Raw genomic sequence first — 15,121 nt, 5'->3', positions numbered from 1 at the left:
CGCCTTGTTTGCTTGGCGACGATAGATTGAAAAACATCCGGTAATTTTCCTCTGAGCGGGCCGTGCAGATTCAAGGTTGTTAAACTGTCGCGCTGCGCAAAACCGTTTAGGAAGATTGATGAACCTCAGAACGATTCTGATCCTCGGCGCACTCAGCGCTTTTGGCCCGTTGGCCATCGACTTTTACCTGCCAGGTTTCCCGGCCATCGCGTTGGCGTTCGGCACCGACGAGAAACACGTTCAGCTGACCCTGGCCTCTTATTTCCTCGGCCTGAGCATCGGCCAGCTTGCCTATGGCCCGATCGCCGATCGTTTCGGCCGTCGGATCCCGCTGTTGTTTGGCGTCGGCTTGTTCACCCTCGCATCCCTGGCGTGCGCCCTGGCGCCTTCACTGGAGTGGCTGATTGCTGCCCGCTTCGTACAAGCGTTGGGCGGATGTGCCGGCATGGTGCTGTCGCGGGCGATCGTCAGCGACAAATGCTCACCCGTCGACTCGGCCAAGGTGTTCTCGCAATTGATGCTGGTCATGGGCCTGGCGCCGATCCTGGCCCCCATGCTGGGCGGGTTGTTGGTCAACGTCGTGGGTTGGCAGGCCATCTTCCTGACCTTGACGGGATTCAGCGCACTCACCGCAGTGGCGGTATTCAGGGGCTTGCCGGAAAGCATGCCGGCCGGCCACCCGCGACTGCCGCTCTCGGGCGCGCTGGGTTCTTACTGGAACCTGCTGGGCGACCGGATCTTTCTGGGCCACGCGCTCACCGGCGGCATCGCGATGGCCGGGATGTTCTCCTACATTGCTGGCTCGCCTTTCGTTTTCATCAAGCTCTACGGCGTCCCGGCGGAACACTACGGATGGTTGTTCGGCATCAACGCTGCCGGCTTCATCCTCATCGCCCAGGTGAACGCCCGACTCGTTGGCCGCTATGGTCCGGCGTGGTTGCTGTCGCGGACTGTCTGGATCTATCTCGCTGCCGCTCTCGTGCTGTTGACCATCGCCTCCCTGCACACCGAAAAGCTGTGGCCGCTGCTGATCCCGCTGTTCATCTATATCGCCAGCCTGGGCTGCATCATCCCTAACGCTTCAGCGTGCGCGATGAGCGGGCAGGGCAAACGCGCGGGCAGCGCGTCGGCCTTGTTGGGGTGTTTGCAATTCAGTGTCGCAGCGGGCGCTGCGGCACTGGTTGGCGTACTGCATGACGGAACAGCCGTGCCGATGGCGACCGTCATTACCTTGTGTGGTGTGCTGGCTGTGACGCTTGCCATGATCACTCGCCGGTCGCAGCAGAAGCGAGACGCGCAGACTCCCCACACGGATGTGCGTATTTAACCGACGTCGGCAACGTTAACGCGTTGCCGATTTTCACCGGGTTTAATGTGTGCCTGTACAAGCATGTTCAGCCTGTTGAAAAAGAGTGGGTTATATGAGGTTGTTTACTACTTCCGAATTGGAAACTTCTTACAGAGAATCACAACGCTTAAGGGAGTCGCGTGATTTATCCAGAGAAGTTCACTTCTGACATCCCCCGTCAGCAGATTATTTTCTTGAAGGGCTCAGGAGTTTCCGTTGTAGGCAATCGCCCTGGCGCTAAATTCGCGAACTGCCGTCATTCCCGCAAATGCCCGTCCTTTAAGGGGGGAGGGCGGCTATCCAGCTGAGTCTGTCCATCAAATGATATGCCGGATTATGCTGAACATTCGCCAAAACGGCCCACAAACAAAGGGCAAGTCCATGGACAAGTTGATCCGCCGATCGGCTGCAGGTCTTATACTTAGCGCCGTCATGGATCCGATTTAATTCTCATTTTTCTAACTGTATTGCGATGGCGCAGCTATCTGTATGGCCTGCAAGTTCAAGCGATCAGAGTTCGTATGAGGTGATTTAAATCAAGGTTCGATTTCGCCTTAAACACCGATGATGGTCCACCACAGCAGCGGCCCGGTGCTTTCGACTGATTACGCCCGTGATCCCGCGCCAATGCACGCCTCGACCTGCGCACCGGCGCCGGTCCGCTTAGATAATGTTCAACAGGGAGTGAAGACATGGAATATGTACCTTGCATCAGCCAGATCGCTGCGTTGCTCGCCGACCCCAAACGCAGCGCGATCGTGTGGGCATTAATGGACGGAACATCGCGAGCGGCCAATGAAGTAGCTTCGCTGGTGGGTCTTTCCACTTCCTCCGCCGGTGCGCATCTGGCGCGCCTTGCCGCCGGGGGATTGCTGCGCCACGAAGTGCGTGCCCGCAAGCGCTACTTCAGGCTCGCTGCCCCGGAAGTCCGCACCGCCGTCCAGGCGCTGGTCAGTGCATCAATGGTCAGCGCGGATCTGATCAGCCGCAGCATGGCGCAACCGTTGCCACCACTGCCGCTGTGTCGCGCCAGTGTCTGCGCGGATCACCTGGGTGGCGAAATGGGGGCCGAGCTGTATTTGAGGATGCTGGGCGCGGGCTGGATCGAACAATCCGAGCACCGTCTCGAAGTCACCAGTGTCGGTATTTCCCGCTTTGCCGAACGGGGGATTTTTATTCCCGCGCTGGCCCACAGACGACGCGAAGCCGTGTGTGCCTGTGTTGACTGCCATGAAAGCAGGCCGCACCTGGGCGGCGCCTTGGGGGCAGGGCTTTTGCAGTTGTTCATGCAGCTGGGTTGGCTGCGGACGACGGAAGAGGCCTCCACGTTGCAGGTCTCTTCCAATGGGCAGCGAGAAATCAGCAAGATCGCTTCGGCGGCGTGACGCCCTCGGAGGAAGCGCGGCGTGTGGCGCAGAACGTCTACACGCTTTTGCTCATCAAAGGAGGTGACTGATCAGGGCTTGATCAGGCGGGCGTCGAGGCTGTTTTGCGCCAGGCGCTTGGCCTGATCCTGGGTCATGCCCAGATGGGTGTGCAGCGCGTGGAAGTTCTCGGTCACGTAGCCCCCGAAGTACGCCGGATCATCGGAGTTGACGGTCACTTTCACGCCGCGCTCGAGCATGTCCAGAATGTTGTGCTGACCCATGTGATCGAAAACGCAGAGCTTGGTGTTGGACAACGGGCAGACCGTCAGGGGGATTTGCTCATCGATGATGCGCTGCATCAGGCGCTCGTCTTCGATGGCGCGCACGCCGTGATCGATACGCTGGATCTTCAGCAAATCCAGTGCTTCCCAGATGTACTCCGGCGGACCTTCTTCACCGGCATGGGCAACAGTCAGGAAGCCTTCACCGCGAGCGCGATCAAAGACGCGCTTGAACTTGCTCGGCGGATGGCCCATTTCCGAGCTGTCCAGGCCGACGGCGACGAAGGTATCGCGATAGGGCAGGGCCATATCGAGGGTTTTCTGCGCTTCGTCTTCGCTCAAATGGCGCAGGAAGCTGAGGATCAGGCCACTGCCGATGCCGAGTTTTTCCTTGCCGTCTTTCAAGGCGCCCGCAATGCCGTTAAGCACGACTTCAAAGGGAATGCCGCGATCGGTGTGGGTCTGAGGATCGAAGAACGGTTCGGTGTGAATGACGTTCTGCGCCTTGCAGCGCTCCAGGTAGGCCCAGGTCAGGTCGTAGAAATCCTGCTCGGTGCGCAGCACGTCGGCGCCGCGGTAATACAGGTCGAGAAACTCCTGCAGGTTATTGAAGGCATAGGCCTTGCGCAGGGTTTCGACGTCTGCCCAGGGCAGGGCGATCTTGTTGCGCTCAGCCAGAGCGAACAACAGTTCCGGCTCCAGCGAGCCCTCCAGATGCAGGTGCAGTTCTGCCTTGGGCAGGGCGTTCAACCAGTCGTACATGGGCGTTGTCTCTTAAGGTGCAATGGCGGGCATTCTACAGAGTCAGGCGCGTGGGCTGAATAAAACCTGACCGGACGGTTCACACGGTACTTTGGCTTGCATCACCAACGGTTCAGGCGACGATACGCCGCAGTTGCCGGCGTTTATAGGCGACTGCCGGTCCTGAACACCGTCAGATTGAAGACAATTTGATGGGGCGGCGCGACGATGTGTCGCGACCCGCTGCTAACCTGTCTTGAAACCTTTGTTTACATCCACACTCTCAAGCGCTTCAGTAAACTTCACTTCATGGATGTGCGGCCAGGGTCGCAAGGGGCTAAAAGGCAGCGATGGGCACGATTCTAAAGCAGGAAAAGTTTCTTCTACTGGCGGTCATTGCGACCTTTTTCGCGTACTTCTACGAACATCAGTTGCTCAGCAATGGGAACACCATCGCGCTGATCGCGGGCATCGCCCTGGTGGGCTTCATCATATGCGCCTCGCTGCGCGTGGCTCACCATGCCGAATTGCTGGCGGAAAAGGTTGGTGATCCCTACGGCACGATGATCCTGACCTTGTCGGCGGTGCTGGTTGAGGTCGTGATTCTGGCGATCATGATGAGCAACGAACCTTCACCCACGCTGGTGCGGGACACCATCTACTCGGCCGTAATGCTCGACATCAACGGGATTCTGGGTCTGGCCGCGTTGATGGGCGGGCTCAAGCACGGCGAACAGTCTTACAACGATGACTCCGCGCGGTCTTACAGCGTGATGATTCTGACTGCCATGGCGGTGTCGATGGTGGTGCCGGAATTCATTCCCGAAGGGAAGTGGAAGCTTTACTCGGCCTTCACCATCGGCGCAATGATTCTGCTTTATGCGCTGTTCCTGCGTATGCAGGTTGGGCCGCACAGTTACTTCTTCAGCTACAACTACCCGGACAAGAAGCGCCGCAAGGGTGAGGCCGAAGAAGCGCACGAGCCAGTCAACCTGACGCGTTCGATCGCCACGCTGGTTTTCGGCGTGGTGGTGATTGGCGCGTTGGCCGAGGTCATGTCGAAAACCGTCGATCTGGGTCTGGAAGGCAGCGGCGCGCCGCCTGTCATGACGGCGATTCTGGTGGCGGCGATCTCGGCAGCGCCGGAAATCCTGACCGCCTTGCGAGCCGCGCTGGCCAACCGCATGCAGTCAGTGGTCAACATTGCGCTGGGGGCCTCGCTGTCGACGGTGATCCTGACCGTTCCGGTCATGGAAGGCATGGCGCTCTACAGCGGTCAGGCGTTCCAGATGGCGATGACGCCGGTGCAGACAGTGATGATCTTCGTCACCTTGCTGGTCTGCGCCATCAACCTCAACGACGGCGAAACCAACGCCATCGAAGGCATGACGCACTTTGTGCTGTTTGCCACCTTCATCATGCTGTCTTTGATGGGGCTGTAGACCGGTTTTGGCTTGAGGGCAGCAGTGGGGAGTCAGCAGTTTCACTTCCCCACCGCTGCAGCAGCGCATCACCCCCTGATCAATTCCGCAGCGGCCTGCCGATGGTCTGCGATCAATCCCTTCAGATCCAGCCCTTCTACCTGACCATCAATCACTCGCCATTTGCCGCCGATCATCACCCGATCTGCGCGATCGGCCCCGCACAGCAACAGCGCCGAGAGCGGATCGTGGCTGCCAGAGAAGCGCAACTCGTCCAGCTTGAACAGCGCCAGATCAGCCTGTTTGCCCACGGCCAACTCGCCAATGTCCTGCCGGCCCAACAATTGCGCCGAGCCCTTGGTCGCCCAGCCCAATGCCAGTTCCGGCGTGATCTTTTCCGCCCCGTAACGCAAGCGCTGCAGGTAAAGCGCCTGCTTGGCCTCAAGCATCATGTTCGAGGCGTCGTTTGACGCAGATCCATCGACGCCCAGACCGATTGTCGCGCCCGCCGCAAGCAGGTCCAGCGTGGGGCAGATGCCTGACGCAAGGCGCATGTTCGAACTCGGGCAATGACAGACCCCGGTGCCCGCCTGGCCGAGGCGCGTGATCTCTCCACTGTTGAAGTGAATCCCGTGCGCCAGCCAGATACGAGGGCCAAGCCACCCGACGCTGTCCAGGTAATCCACTGTGCGCAGGCCGAAGCGCTGCAGGCAGAAATCCTCTTCATCCAGGGTTTCGGCCAGATGCGTGTGCAGGCGCACGTCGTGCTTCTCCGCCAGCGTCGCGCTTTCAGCCATGATCTCGGTTGTGACGGAAAACGGCGAACACGGTGCTAACGCAATCTGGACTTGCGCGCCGTCACCCCGCTCGTGGTAGGTCTCGATCAACCGCACGCTGTCATCGAGAATCACCTGGCCCTGCTGGACGGTTTGTTGGGGTGGCAGGCCTCCGTCTGCCTCGCCCAGGGTCATCGAACCCCGCGTCAGCATCGCGCGCATCCCCAGTTCGCGGACGCTTTCTACCTGGACATCGATGGCGTCTTCCAGACCCTGCGGAAACAAATAATGGTGGTCGGCGGCGGTGGTGCAGCCCGACAGCAGCAACTCGGTCAGGGCGACCTTGCTGGCCAGTGCGAGCTTTTCCGGCGTTAATCGCGCCCACACCGGGTACAGGGTTTTCAGCCAGGGGAATAACGGCTGATTGACCACCGGGCCCCAGGCGCGAGTCAGCGTTTGATAAAAGTGGTGGTGAGTGTTGATCAGGCCGGGCAGCAGCACATGCTCCCGTGCATCGAATACGTGATCGCAAGGCTGTGCAGGCTGTTGCCCGAGCGGGAGCATCTCAGCGATAACCCCGCCTTCGACCACCAGGCCGCCGCGAGCATCGAGTTCATTGGCCGTGAAAACGGCGAGGGGATTTTTCAACCAGGTACGGATCGCGGGCATTGGCCGGCTCCTCTGAAAGTGGGTTCAGGTCGCCAGCTCAGTGTTGCCCTGTCTGCTGATCCAGGGTCGCCGCAGCATCGAACGTGCTGCGAGGCGAGGGCGGATTCTAGAATGGTGTGGCGGGCGCGGGCAAGTCACGTCAGCTCATGTTGCCGCGACTTGCATCGCAATCACCAGGGAATCGTCTCACCCTTATAGTTCACGAAGTGATGACCGCCTTTCCCTGCAAACCGCTCAAGCTGCTCGACAATCCCACGCACGCTGGTCTCGACGTCGATATCCGCGCCTTCGCCACCCATCGCCGTACGGACCCAGCCCGGGTGCATCGATACCACGGTGGGCTTGTTATCGGCCAATTGCGTCACGAACGTGTGGGTCATTGAGTTCAGCGCGGCTTTGCTTGCTTTGTACAGCGCCATCTCTGGCGCGTCCGGCATGGTGACGCTGCCGAGCACCGAGCTCATGAACGCAATCACGCCGGTCTCGGGACGGATCTGGTCGACGAAGCGTTTGGCGAGGCGGATGGGCGCGACGGCGTTGGTGAGAAACAGCTGACCCAGTTCGCCGGCAGTGGCGTCGGTGGGGTTGGGATGCATCGGACCCATCACGCCGGCGTTGACGAACAGCAGGTCATACGTCTGGCCCTTGAGGTTATGAGTCAGCACTTCGAGGGAAGACGGCTCGTCGATGTCCAGTGTCTGCAACTGGACATTCGGCAGTGCCTTGATCTCGTCGGCCTTTTGAGCGTCGCGGACGGTGGCAGTGACTTCCCAGCCCAGTTCCGTCAGACGTTTCACCAGTCCGAGGCCGAGGCCGCGTGACGCTCCGATGATCAGGGCTGTTTTAGGGGTGGACATTGAAATGACTCCTTTACAGGCAAACAAAACATTTAGCTCAATCCATGGACAGCACGGCGCGACGGGAATTTTGTTTCTTGAAGCGCCGTGTTGCCGCGAGGCGCTCACGTTAGCGCCAGAGGATGACAGAGGCTCGCGACATATGTGAGTGGACGTTTCCCACAGGAAGCTCAGGGGGCAGGATGGCGCACGCTCGTGCCTGCTGGCGGTATGTCTGTATAAAAAATATCCAATTCCGCCAATGCGTGCTGTACCCGGCAGTCGGCGAAGGCTTGCACGGGTTATCCACAGTTTGCTCCACAGGTAATGTGAGCAACTGTGGAGTAGCGATACAGTCCGCTCGAATCGGGGGTTGCATCGGCATAACTGGCGTTAACATCCTGTTTTACGACAGGTTTTACTCACAAGGCACTGTTTTGGCTAAAAAGTGATCAAGCTCCGCCAAGCCATATGGATCAAGGGCTGCGGCGGTGTGTGCTCAGCTTGTCCACAGCCGGATGCACAGTAGATGTGGGCAAATCCACTGGCGATTAGGGTCGTCGCGTTTCATTGCAGGACCGGCTTTAGCCGGGAAGGCGTCGATGGGTCCGTGGATCGGTTACTGCGGCCGCTGCAACACGATCCGACCGCGACTGATGTCGGACAATTGGCGCTGAAGCGTTTCGATCTGCTCGGGCCCCAGGGCGATTGAGAGCGTGACGCCGTTTGCGTTGAAGCGCTCATCCTCCACAAGCCCGTTGAGTTCAGCCACTCGCAGCTTTATCAGCACCAGTTCACTGAAGCTGCAATCGAATTGCAACGACACTCGGTTGATCAACGGCACCCGATCAGCCTGCTGCAGGCATTTATTGGCGCCTCCACCGTAGGCCCTCGCGAGCCCGCCGGTGCCCAGTTGAGTCCCGCCGTACCAGCGGATGACCATCACTACGACCTGATCGAAATCCTGAGCATCAATGGCCGCGAGTATCGGCCGCCCAGCCGTGCCGCCCGGTTCTCCATCATCGTTGCTGCGGTACTGCGCGCCCAGCTTCCAGGCCCAGCAATTGTGCGTGGCGTCGAGATCACTGTGCTCCTCGATGAACGCTTGAGCATCGGCAGCCGTGTCGATGGGGGCGGCGAGGGTAATGAATCGGCTCTTGCGAATCTCTTCGCGAAACTCGCAGGGGCCGGTGAGCGTAAAAGGCATTGTAGTTCCAGACTGCGCTTGGGTTTTCAGGGTTATAAAGCAGGCGTGAGTCCGCAGCCTTTGAGGATAATGCGGATCAAGTTATCCCCAGCGGCCTCCATGTCTTGCTTGGTCAGCTTCGAACGGCCGGTGACCTGGCAAATCTGCGTGGCGAAGTCAGCGTAATGCTGAGTGCTGCCCCACAGCAGGAAAATCAGATGCACCGGATCGACCGGATCCATCTTCCCGTCGTCGATCCAGGCCTGGAAAACGGCGGCACGCCCCTGGAACCATTCGCGGTAGTCTTGGCTGAAATACTGGCTCAGGCACTCGCCGCCACTGATGATCTCCATCGCGAATATGCGCGAAGCCTGTGGCTGGCGTCGTGAGAACTCCATCTTGACGCGTATGTAGTGCGTCAGCGCCTGTGCCGGATCGTCGTCTGCGCTCAAGTTGTTAAAGGTGCTGTCCCACAACTCGATGATGTTGCTCAGCACCGCGATGTACAGACCCAGCTTGTTGGTGAAGTAATAGTGCAAGTTGGCTTTGGGCAAACCGGCATTCTGCGCGATGGTGTTCATGCTGGTGCCCTTGAAGCCATGCCGAGCGAACTCGTCCTCGGCAGCCTTGAGGATCGCTTCTTCGTTCTTCTGCCGAATGCGGCTGGCCGGTTTGGTGGCGCTGGGGCTGTGAGCGGGGACTTCGAGGGTCATGTGCGGTTCCAGACGGATCATTTGGGTGCGACGCGGTGAACACATAGCGCACCCGCGATCATCCGACAAGCGTGACCTTGTAAATCAGTGCTCAAAGGATTCCGTTGCCTGGTTGTTGGCTTCACTCGAGGTCTTGGCCTCCGGAAGTAACAGGCACATCACGATGGCCGTCAGACCGCCGCTGGTGATTGCCGAGTCAAACAGGCTCTGCACCCATTGCGGCAAATGATGCAGCAGCGTCGGCTGCGCCGCGATACCCAGCCCTACACCGAACGAGGTGGCGATGATCAACATGCTGCGGCGATCCAGTGGCGCTTGAGCAAGGATCCGGACGCCCGCCGCCGCGACGCTGCCGAACATCACCAATGTTGCGCCGCCAAGCACCGGTTTCGGAATCTGCTGAAGAATCGCGCCGATCACCGGAAACAGTCCAAGCAGAAAAAGGATCGCTCCTATATAGAGGCCGACATAGCGGCTGGCCACGCCGGTGAGCTGAATCACCCCGTTATTCTGCGCAAAGGTGGTATTCGGGAATGCGCTGAAAGTCGCCGCGATCATGCAACTGACACCGTCGCCCAATACGCCGCCCTTCAGTCGGGCAATGTAGCTTTGGCCCTTGATGGGTTCGCGGGAGAGCATGCAGTTGGCGGTGAGGTCGCCGACGGTTTCGATACTGCTGATCAGATAAATAAGCGCCACCGGTAGGAACGCGGCCCAGTCGAAGCTGAATCCGAACCGAAAGGGCACGGGAATGCTGACCAGCGCAACATCGGCGATGGAGTGAGGTATGAGCTTGCCGCTGAACCACGCTGCAATGCTGCCGACCGCGAGCCCGATAATAATGGCCGACAGCCGCAACCAGGGCGCGCTTGAACGGTTGAGCACGACGATCACTGCCAGCACAAGAACGCCAAGGGCCAGATTCACCGGCTCGCCGAAGTCCGGAGCGTTGAAGCCGCCTCCCAGATCCGTCACGCCGACCTTGATCAAGCTGACCCCGATCAGCGTGATGACGATGCCGGTTACCAGCGGCGTGATCACCCGACGCAACTGGCCGATGAAACGGCTCAGCACAATCTGCACGACGGCGCCGAAGAAACATACCCCGAACACCATGGCCATGATGTCTTCCGGGCTGCCACCGCGCTGCTTGACCATGAAACCTGCCGACAGCACCGCACCGAGAAATGCGAAGCTGGTGCCTTGCAGGCAAATCATGCCGGCGCCGATACCGAACGGTCGGCGCGCCTGAATGAACGTGCCCACACCCGAGACCATCAGCGCCATGCTGATCAGATAAGGCATGTAAGCACCGAGCCCGAGCGCCGATCCGATAATCAGTGGCGGCGTGATAATGCCCACGAATGCGGCGAGGACATGCTGGATTGCAGCCAGGACCGCGGGTCCGGGGTGCGGCCGGTCGTTGAGGCCATAGATGAGGTCGTTATTGTCTGGCGCTTCAGGCTGCATGCTGGCTCTCGATGTTTGTGTGGGGCTTCGACATCCAGCGTTACTGCAAAAACCTGTCCAATTGATCAGTTACCTGTCCACCGATTCGCTGTACATGCCCGTGTATCATGGGCTGGACGAATATGGCAGCCGGTTGACTGCGTGTTATTGAGGCGCCGACGTACTGAGCCGGCTTCATCGTGTGGCAGCCAGACTCTCCAGAAAACTTTCCAGCACCAAATGGGGGCGGCGGCCTTTGCGTGTGACGGTCACAAGGCTGAGGTCGTAAAACCGCGCTTTGGGCTTCAGCGCACGCAGCCGACCTTGTTGCACCCAAAGGCTGGCGTAGTGGTCGGGCAGATAACCGATGTAACGCCCGGTCAGAATCAGAAACGCCATGCCTTCCCGATCCGACGCGCTCGCGGTGCACTTCAACGCCTGATAGTGGGCCTGGATTTCACTCGGCAGACGAAACGTCGGCGCAATGGTTTCTTGTGCGGACAGTCGATCATCGTCAAGCAGCGCATCGTCTACGTAAAACAAGGGATGCCCGACCGCGCAATACAGCAGCGAACGTTCGCTATACAGCGGCTGATATTCCAGGCCTGACAAGGCGCTGGCCTGGGGTACGACGCCAACATGCAAGCTGCCGTCGAGCACCCCTTGCTCGACTTCGTTGGGCGCGATCATGCGGATATTGATGTGCACGTCCGGGCCACGTTCTTTCAGCTGGGAAAGCGCGTGGGTGATGCGCATGTGGGGGAGTGTGACCAGATTGTCCGTCAGCCCGATGTTCAATTCGCCGCGCAGATGTCGGTGAAGACCGTTCACCTCCGTACGAAAACTCTCAAGTGCGCTCAATAGCTGCAGTGATGACTGATAAACCTCTCGGCCTTCCTCCGTCAGGGAAAACCCGGCACGGCCTCGTTGGCAAAGGCGTAATCCCAGGCGCTGTTCGAGATCACTCATCTGCTGACTGATGGCAGATCGGCCAATACCCAGCGCGCTTTCCGCTGCCGAGAAGCCGCCGGACTCTACTACGCTGCGAAAGATGCGCAGCAGACGGATGTCAAAATCGCTGACTTGCGCCAGCGGGTCGTTGCGGCGGGTGCTCATAGTTTAGTGGCCGGTGAACTGAGGATCGTAAAAGCAGGGTTTTCCAGACTTTATGCCCGTGACACTTTAGCTGCAACCGGCTTGCACCTGCCCGCACTTCAATGGGGAAGTCAGGCCCCCACGACCAGTGAGGTTAATTCCGATGAATATGCCCGAATCGTCCGACATGTCTCTGGCGAGCCAACTCAAACTTGACGCCCACTGGATGCCCTACACGGCGAACCGAAACTTCCATCGCGATCCACGTCTGATCGTCGCCGCCGAGGGGAGCTATCTCACGGACGACAAAGGCCGCAAAATTTATGACGGTCTGTCGGGGCTGTGGACCTGTGGGGCAGGGCACACCCGCAAGGAGATTCAGGAAGCGGTTTCCCGGCAGCTAGGTACGCTGGACTACTCGCCGGGATTCCAATTCGGACACCCGCTGTCCTTCCAGCTGGCTGAAAAGATCACCGATCTGACACCCGGCAAGCTGAATCACGTCTTCTATACCGACTCCGGATCGGAGTGCGCTGACACTGCCGTCAAGATGGTGCGCGCTTACTGGCGCTTGAAAGGCCAGGCGACCAAAACCAAGATGATCGGCCGTGCCCGTGGCTATCACGGCGTGAACATCGCGGGCACCAGCCTGGGTGGCGTCAACGGCAACCGCAAGATGTTCGGGCAATTGATGGACGTCGATCATCTGCCTCATACACTGCTTGCCAGCAACGCCTATTCACGTGGCATGCCGGAGCAGGGCGGCGTTGCGCTGGCGGATGAGATGCTCAAGCTGATCGAGCTGCACGACGCTTCTAACATTGCAGCGGTGATCGTTGAGCCCATGGCGGGCTCTGCGGGCGTGATTGTTCCGCCGCAGGGGTATCTCAAGCGTCTGCGTGAAATCTGTGATCAGCACAATATTCTGCTGATTTTCGACGAGGTGATTACTGGCTTCGGGCGCACCGGTTCGATGTTCGGCGCCGACAGCTTCGGCGTAACGCCGGACTTGATGTGTATCGCCAAGCAGATCACCAACGGTGCGATCCCCATGGGAGCAGTCATTGCGAGTACCGAGATCTACCAGACGTTCATGAACCAGCCGACGCCCGAGTACGCCGTGGAGTTTCCCCATGGCTATACCTATTCAGCTCATCCGGTTGCCTGCGCTGCCGGGCTTGCCGCCCTGGAGATCATTCAGCGCGAGAGCCTGGTGCAGCAAGTAGCCGAAACCGCACCCCATTTCGAAAACTCGTTGCACGGCCTCAAGGGCAGCAAAAACGTCGTCGACATCCGTAACTATGGGCTTGCAGGCGCTATTCAGATTGCACCGCGTGACGGCGATGCCATTGTGCGTCCCTTCGAGACCGCGATGAAGCTGTGGAAGGCCGGTTTCTACGTGCGCTTCGGCGGTGACACCCTGCAATTTGGCCCGACTTTCAACAGCAAGCCGGACGACCTCGACCGCATGTTTGACGCAGTTGGTCAGGCCCTGAATCAAATCGACTGATCCCCTTTGCAGGCTCACAGGCGCCACTTCGGTAGCGCCTGCGGGCTGATATTTTCCGGAGTTATGCATGAGCACCATTCAACACCTGATACATGGCGAGCTGATCAGCGAAAACGGCCGCAGCGCCGATGTGTTCAACCCGTCGACTGGCCAGGCCATTCGCACGGTGCCACTCGCCAGTCGCGAAACCGTGCAACAGGCGATCGACTCGGCCAAAGCGGCCTTCCCTGCATGGCGCAACACCCCTCCTGCCAAACGCGCGCAGGTGATGTTCCGCTTCAAGCAGCTCTTGGAGCAGAACGAGGCACGTATTGCCCGACTGATCAGCGAAGAGCACGGCAAGACCCTCGAAGACGCGGCGGGAGAACTCAAACGCGGTATCGAGAATGTCGAATACGCGAGTGCGGCGCCTGAGATCCTCAAGGGCGAGTACAGCCGCAACGTCGGCCCGAACATTGATGCATGGTCTGACTTTCAGCCGCTTGGCGTAGTGGCGGGCATCACCCCGTTCAACTTTCCCGCGATGGTTCCGCTTTGGATGTACCCGTTGGCGATCGCCTGCGGCAACTGTTTCATCCTCAAACCGTCCGAGCGCGATCCGAGCTCAACGTTGCTGATCGCTGAGTTGCTGCATGAGGCCGGATTGCCGAAGGGTGTACTCAATGTCGTGCACGGCGACAAGGTGGCGGTTGATGCGCTGATCGAAGCCCCTGAAGTCAAAGCGCTGAGCTTTGTGGGGTCTACACCGATTGCCGAGTACATCTATAAAGAAGCCACCGCACGCGGCAAGCGGGTTCAAGCACTGGGCGGCGCGAAGAACCACGCCGTGCTGATGCCCGACGCAGACCTGGATAACGCCGTGAGCGCTTTGATGGGCGCGGCCTATGGCTCGTGCGGCGAGCGCTGCATGGCGATTTCGGTTGCAGTGTGCGTGGGTGACCAGGTAGCCGACGCATTGGTTGCCAAGCTAGTGCCGCAAATCAATGGATTGAAGATCGGCGCCGGGACTTCCAACGGCCTTGATATGGGCCCTCTGGTCACGGGGCAGCATCGTGACAAGGTCAGCAGCTATATAGAAGACGGCGTGGGTGCAGGTGCGAAGCTTGTGGTAGATGGTCGTGGGCTCACGGTCCCCGGACATGAAGATGGATTCTTTCTGGGTGGCTGCCTGTTCGACCATGTCACGGCCGAGATGCGTATCTATAAAGAAGAGATATTCGGGCCGGTGCTGTGCATTGTGCGTGTGAACAGTCTTGAACATGCGATGCAGTTGATTAACGACCATGAATACGGCAATGGCACCTGCATTTTCACCCGCGATGGTGAGGCGGCCCGCTTGTTCTGCGATCAGATCGAGGTGGGTATGGTTGGGGTGAACGTTCCGCTGCCTGTGCCTGTCGCTTATCACAGCTTTGGTGGATGGAAACGTTCACTGTTTGGTGACTTGCATGCCTATGGCCCGGATGGCGTTCGTTTCTATACCCGCCGCAAAGCCATCACACAGCGGTGGCCGCAGCGCGCCAGTCACGAGGCATCGCAGTTCGCATTCCCGAGTCTTTAAAGCTTTGGGGAGGGCAAGTTGCCAAACTTGCCCTCCCAGCAGCTATTTTTTGACTGATATGACAGTTTCATTAAATTAGGGGTTGACGCCCCTCTGGATCTGTCTATAATTCGCCCCACTTCCGGCGCAGACGAAACGGAAAACTCCTTGATAATCAAAGAGTTGGAC

12 protein-coding genes are annotated in these 15,121 nt (G+C 59.0%); 5 read left to right on the top strand and 7 right to left on the bottom strand.

Annotation, left to right across the window (positions count from 1 at the left end; genetic code table 11):
• Positions 1 to 118: 118 nt before the first annotated feature.
• Together BBI10_RS06325 and BBI10_RS06320 are read left to right on the top strand one after the other, a co-directional pair.
• On the top strand, positions 119 to 1,327 hold the full coding sequence (locus BBI10_RS06325) for a multidrug effflux MFS transporter (RefSeq protein ID WP_065987536.1): 1,209 nt from the start codon (positions 119 to 121) through the stop codon (positions 1,325 to 1,327).
• 713 nt (positions 1,328 to 2,040) lie between these two features.
• Entirely contained in the window at positions 2,041 to 2,733 is a 693-nt protein-coding gene (locus tag BBI10_RS06320; protein WP_065987535.1) for an ArsR/SmtB family transcription factor, read from the top strand.
• 71 nt (positions 2,734 to 2,804) lie between these two features.
• Here BBI10_RS06320 and BBI10_RS06315 read toward each other — a convergent pair whose 3' ends face one another.
• Positions 2,805 to 3,758: an adenosine deaminase gene (locus BBI10_RS06315; protein WP_065987534.1), complete on the bottom strand. Its 954-nt coding sequence runs from the start codon at positions 3,756 to 3,758 to the stop codon at positions 2,805 to 2,807.
• A gap of 329 nt (positions 3,759 to 4,087) precedes the next feature.
• Here BBI10_RS06315 and BBI10_RS06310 point away from each other — a divergent pair, with 329 nt between their 5' ends.
• The gene (locus tag BBI10_RS06310) at positions 4,088 to 5,179 is read left to right on the top strand and encodes a calcium:proton antiporter (protein ID WP_065987533.1); all 1,092 of its coding nucleotides are present in this window, start codon (positions 4,088 to 4,090) and stop codon (positions 5,177 to 5,179) included.
• A 68-nt stretch (positions 5,180 to 5,247) separates the two neighbouring features.
• Here BBI10_RS06310 and BBI10_RS06305 read toward each other — a convergent pair whose 3' ends face one another.
• The 6 genes from BBI10_RS06305 to BBI10_RS06280 form a co-directional block, all read right to left on the bottom strand.
• A complete protein-coding gene (locus tag BBI10_RS06305) occupies positions 5,248 to 6,603 on the bottom strand; it encodes an 8-oxoguanine deaminase (RefSeq protein ID WP_065987532.1) in 1,356 nt (451 codons plus the stop codon).
• Positions 6,604 to 6,773: 170 nt separating this feature from the next.
• The gene (locus BBI10_RS06300; protein ID WP_065987531.1) at positions 6,774 to 7,460 is read right to left on the bottom strand and encodes an SDR family oxidoreductase; all 687 of its coding nucleotides are present in this window, start codon (positions 7,458 to 7,460) and stop codon (positions 6,774 to 6,776) included.
• A gap of 598 nt (positions 7,461 to 8,058) precedes the next feature.
• Positions 8,059 to 8,646 carry an IMPACT family protein gene (locus tag BBI10_RS06295; RefSeq protein WP_065987530.1) on the bottom strand — a complete coding sequence of 196 codons (588 nt, stop codon included), beginning with the start codon at positions 8,644 to 8,646 and terminating at the stop codon, positions 8,059 to 8,061.
• A 32-nt stretch (positions 8,647 to 8,678) separates the two neighbouring features.
• Positions 8,679 to 9,338, bottom strand: a complete 660-nt coding sequence (locus tag BBI10_RS06290; protein WP_065987529.1) for a TetR/AcrR family transcriptional regulator — start codon at positions 9,336 to 9,338, stop codon at positions 8,679 to 8,681.
• An 84-nt stretch (positions 9,339 to 9,422) separates the two neighbouring features.
• The gene (locus BBI10_RS06285; protein WP_065987528.1) at positions 9,423 to 10,808 is read right to left on the bottom strand and encodes a uracil-xanthine permease family protein; all 1,386 of its coding nucleotides are present in this window, start codon (positions 10,806 to 10,808) and stop codon (positions 9,423 to 9,425) included.
• Between the two features lie 174 nt (positions 10,809 to 10,982).
• Complete coding sequence (locus BBI10_RS06280) at positions 10,983 to 11,903, bottom strand: LysR family transcriptional regulator (RefSeq protein ID WP_065987527.1); 921 nt, start codon at positions 11,901 to 11,903, stop codon at positions 10,983 to 10,985.
• Between the two features lie 142 nt (positions 11,904 to 12,045).
• Between BBI10_RS06280 and BBI10_RS06275 the strand changes: the two genes are divergently transcribed.
• Positions 12,046 to 13,392, top strand: a complete 1,347-nt coding sequence (locus tag BBI10_RS06275) for an aspartate aminotransferase family protein (RefSeq protein WP_065987526.1) — start codon at positions 12,046 to 12,048, stop codon at positions 13,390 to 13,392.
• Positions 13,393 to 13,459: 67 nt separating this feature from the next.
• The gene (locus BBI10_RS06270; RefSeq protein WP_065987525.1) at positions 13,460 to 14,953 is read left to right on the top strand and encodes a CoA-acylating methylmalonate-semialdehyde dehydrogenase; all 1,494 of its coding nucleotides are present in this window, start codon (positions 13,460 to 13,462) and stop codon (positions 14,951 to 14,953) included.
• Positions 14,954 to 15,121 lie beyond the last annotated feature (168 nt).

The sequence above is a fragment of the Pseudomonas graminis genome (assembly GCF_001705435.1).
Taxonomy (GTDB): domain Bacteria; phylum Pseudomonadota; class Gammaproteobacteria; order Pseudomonadales; family Pseudomonadaceae; genus Aquipseudomonas; species Aquipseudomonas graminis_B.
The sequence above is the reverse complement of the archived record's forward strand: the minus strand, read 5'-3'. Positions and strand labels throughout refer to the sequence as shown.

Bases quoted from the DNA above. Each gene is read 5' to 3' on its own strand.
- BBI10_RS06295 (WP_065987530.1), bottom strand. From the start codon at position 8,646: ATGCCTTTTACGCTCACCGGCCCCTGCGAGTTTCGCGAAGAGATTCGC.
- BBI10_RS06315 (WP_065987534.1), bottom strand. From the start codon at position 3,758: ATGTACGACTGGTTGAACGCCCTGCCCAAGGCAGAACTGCACCTGCAT.
- BBI10_RS06285 (WP_065987528.1), bottom strand. From the start codon at position 10,808: ATGCAGCCTGAAGCGCCAGACAATAACGACCTCATCTATGGCCTCAAC.
- BBI10_RS06310 (WP_065987533.1), top strand. From the start codon at position 4,088: ATGGGCACGATTCTAAAGCAGGAAAAGTTTCTTCTACTGGCGGTCATT.
- BBI10_RS06270 (WP_065987525.1), top strand. From the start codon at position 13,460: ATGAGCACCATTCAACACCTGATACATGGCGAGCTGATCAGCGAAAAC.
- BBI10_RS06290 (WP_065987529.1), bottom strand. From the start codon at position 9,338: ATGACCCTCGAAGTCCCCGCTCACAGCCCCAGCGCCACCAAACCGGCC.
- BBI10_RS06325 (WP_065987536.1), top strand. From the start codon at position 119: ATGAACCTCAGAACGATTCTGATCCTCGGCGCACTCAGCGCTTTTGGC.
- BBI10_RS06305 (WP_065987532.1), bottom strand. From the start codon at position 6,603: ATGCCCGCGATCCGTACCTGGTTGAAAAATCCCCTCGCCGTTTTCACG.
- BBI10_RS06275 (WP_065987526.1), top strand. From the start codon at position 12,046: ATGAATATGCCCGAATCGTCCGACATGTCTCTGGCGAGCCAACTCAAA.
- BBI10_RS06300 (WP_065987531.1), bottom strand. From the start codon at position 7,460: ATGTCCACCCCTAAAACAGCCCTGATCATCGGAGCGTCACGCGGCCTC.
- BBI10_RS06320 (WP_065987535.1), top strand. From the start codon at position 2,041: ATGGAATATGTACCTTGCATCAGCCAGATCGCTGCGTTGCTCGCCGAC.
- BBI10_RS06280 (WP_065987527.1), bottom strand. From the start codon at position 11,903: ATGAGCACCCGCCGCAACGACCCGCTGGCGCAAGTCAGCGATTTTGAC.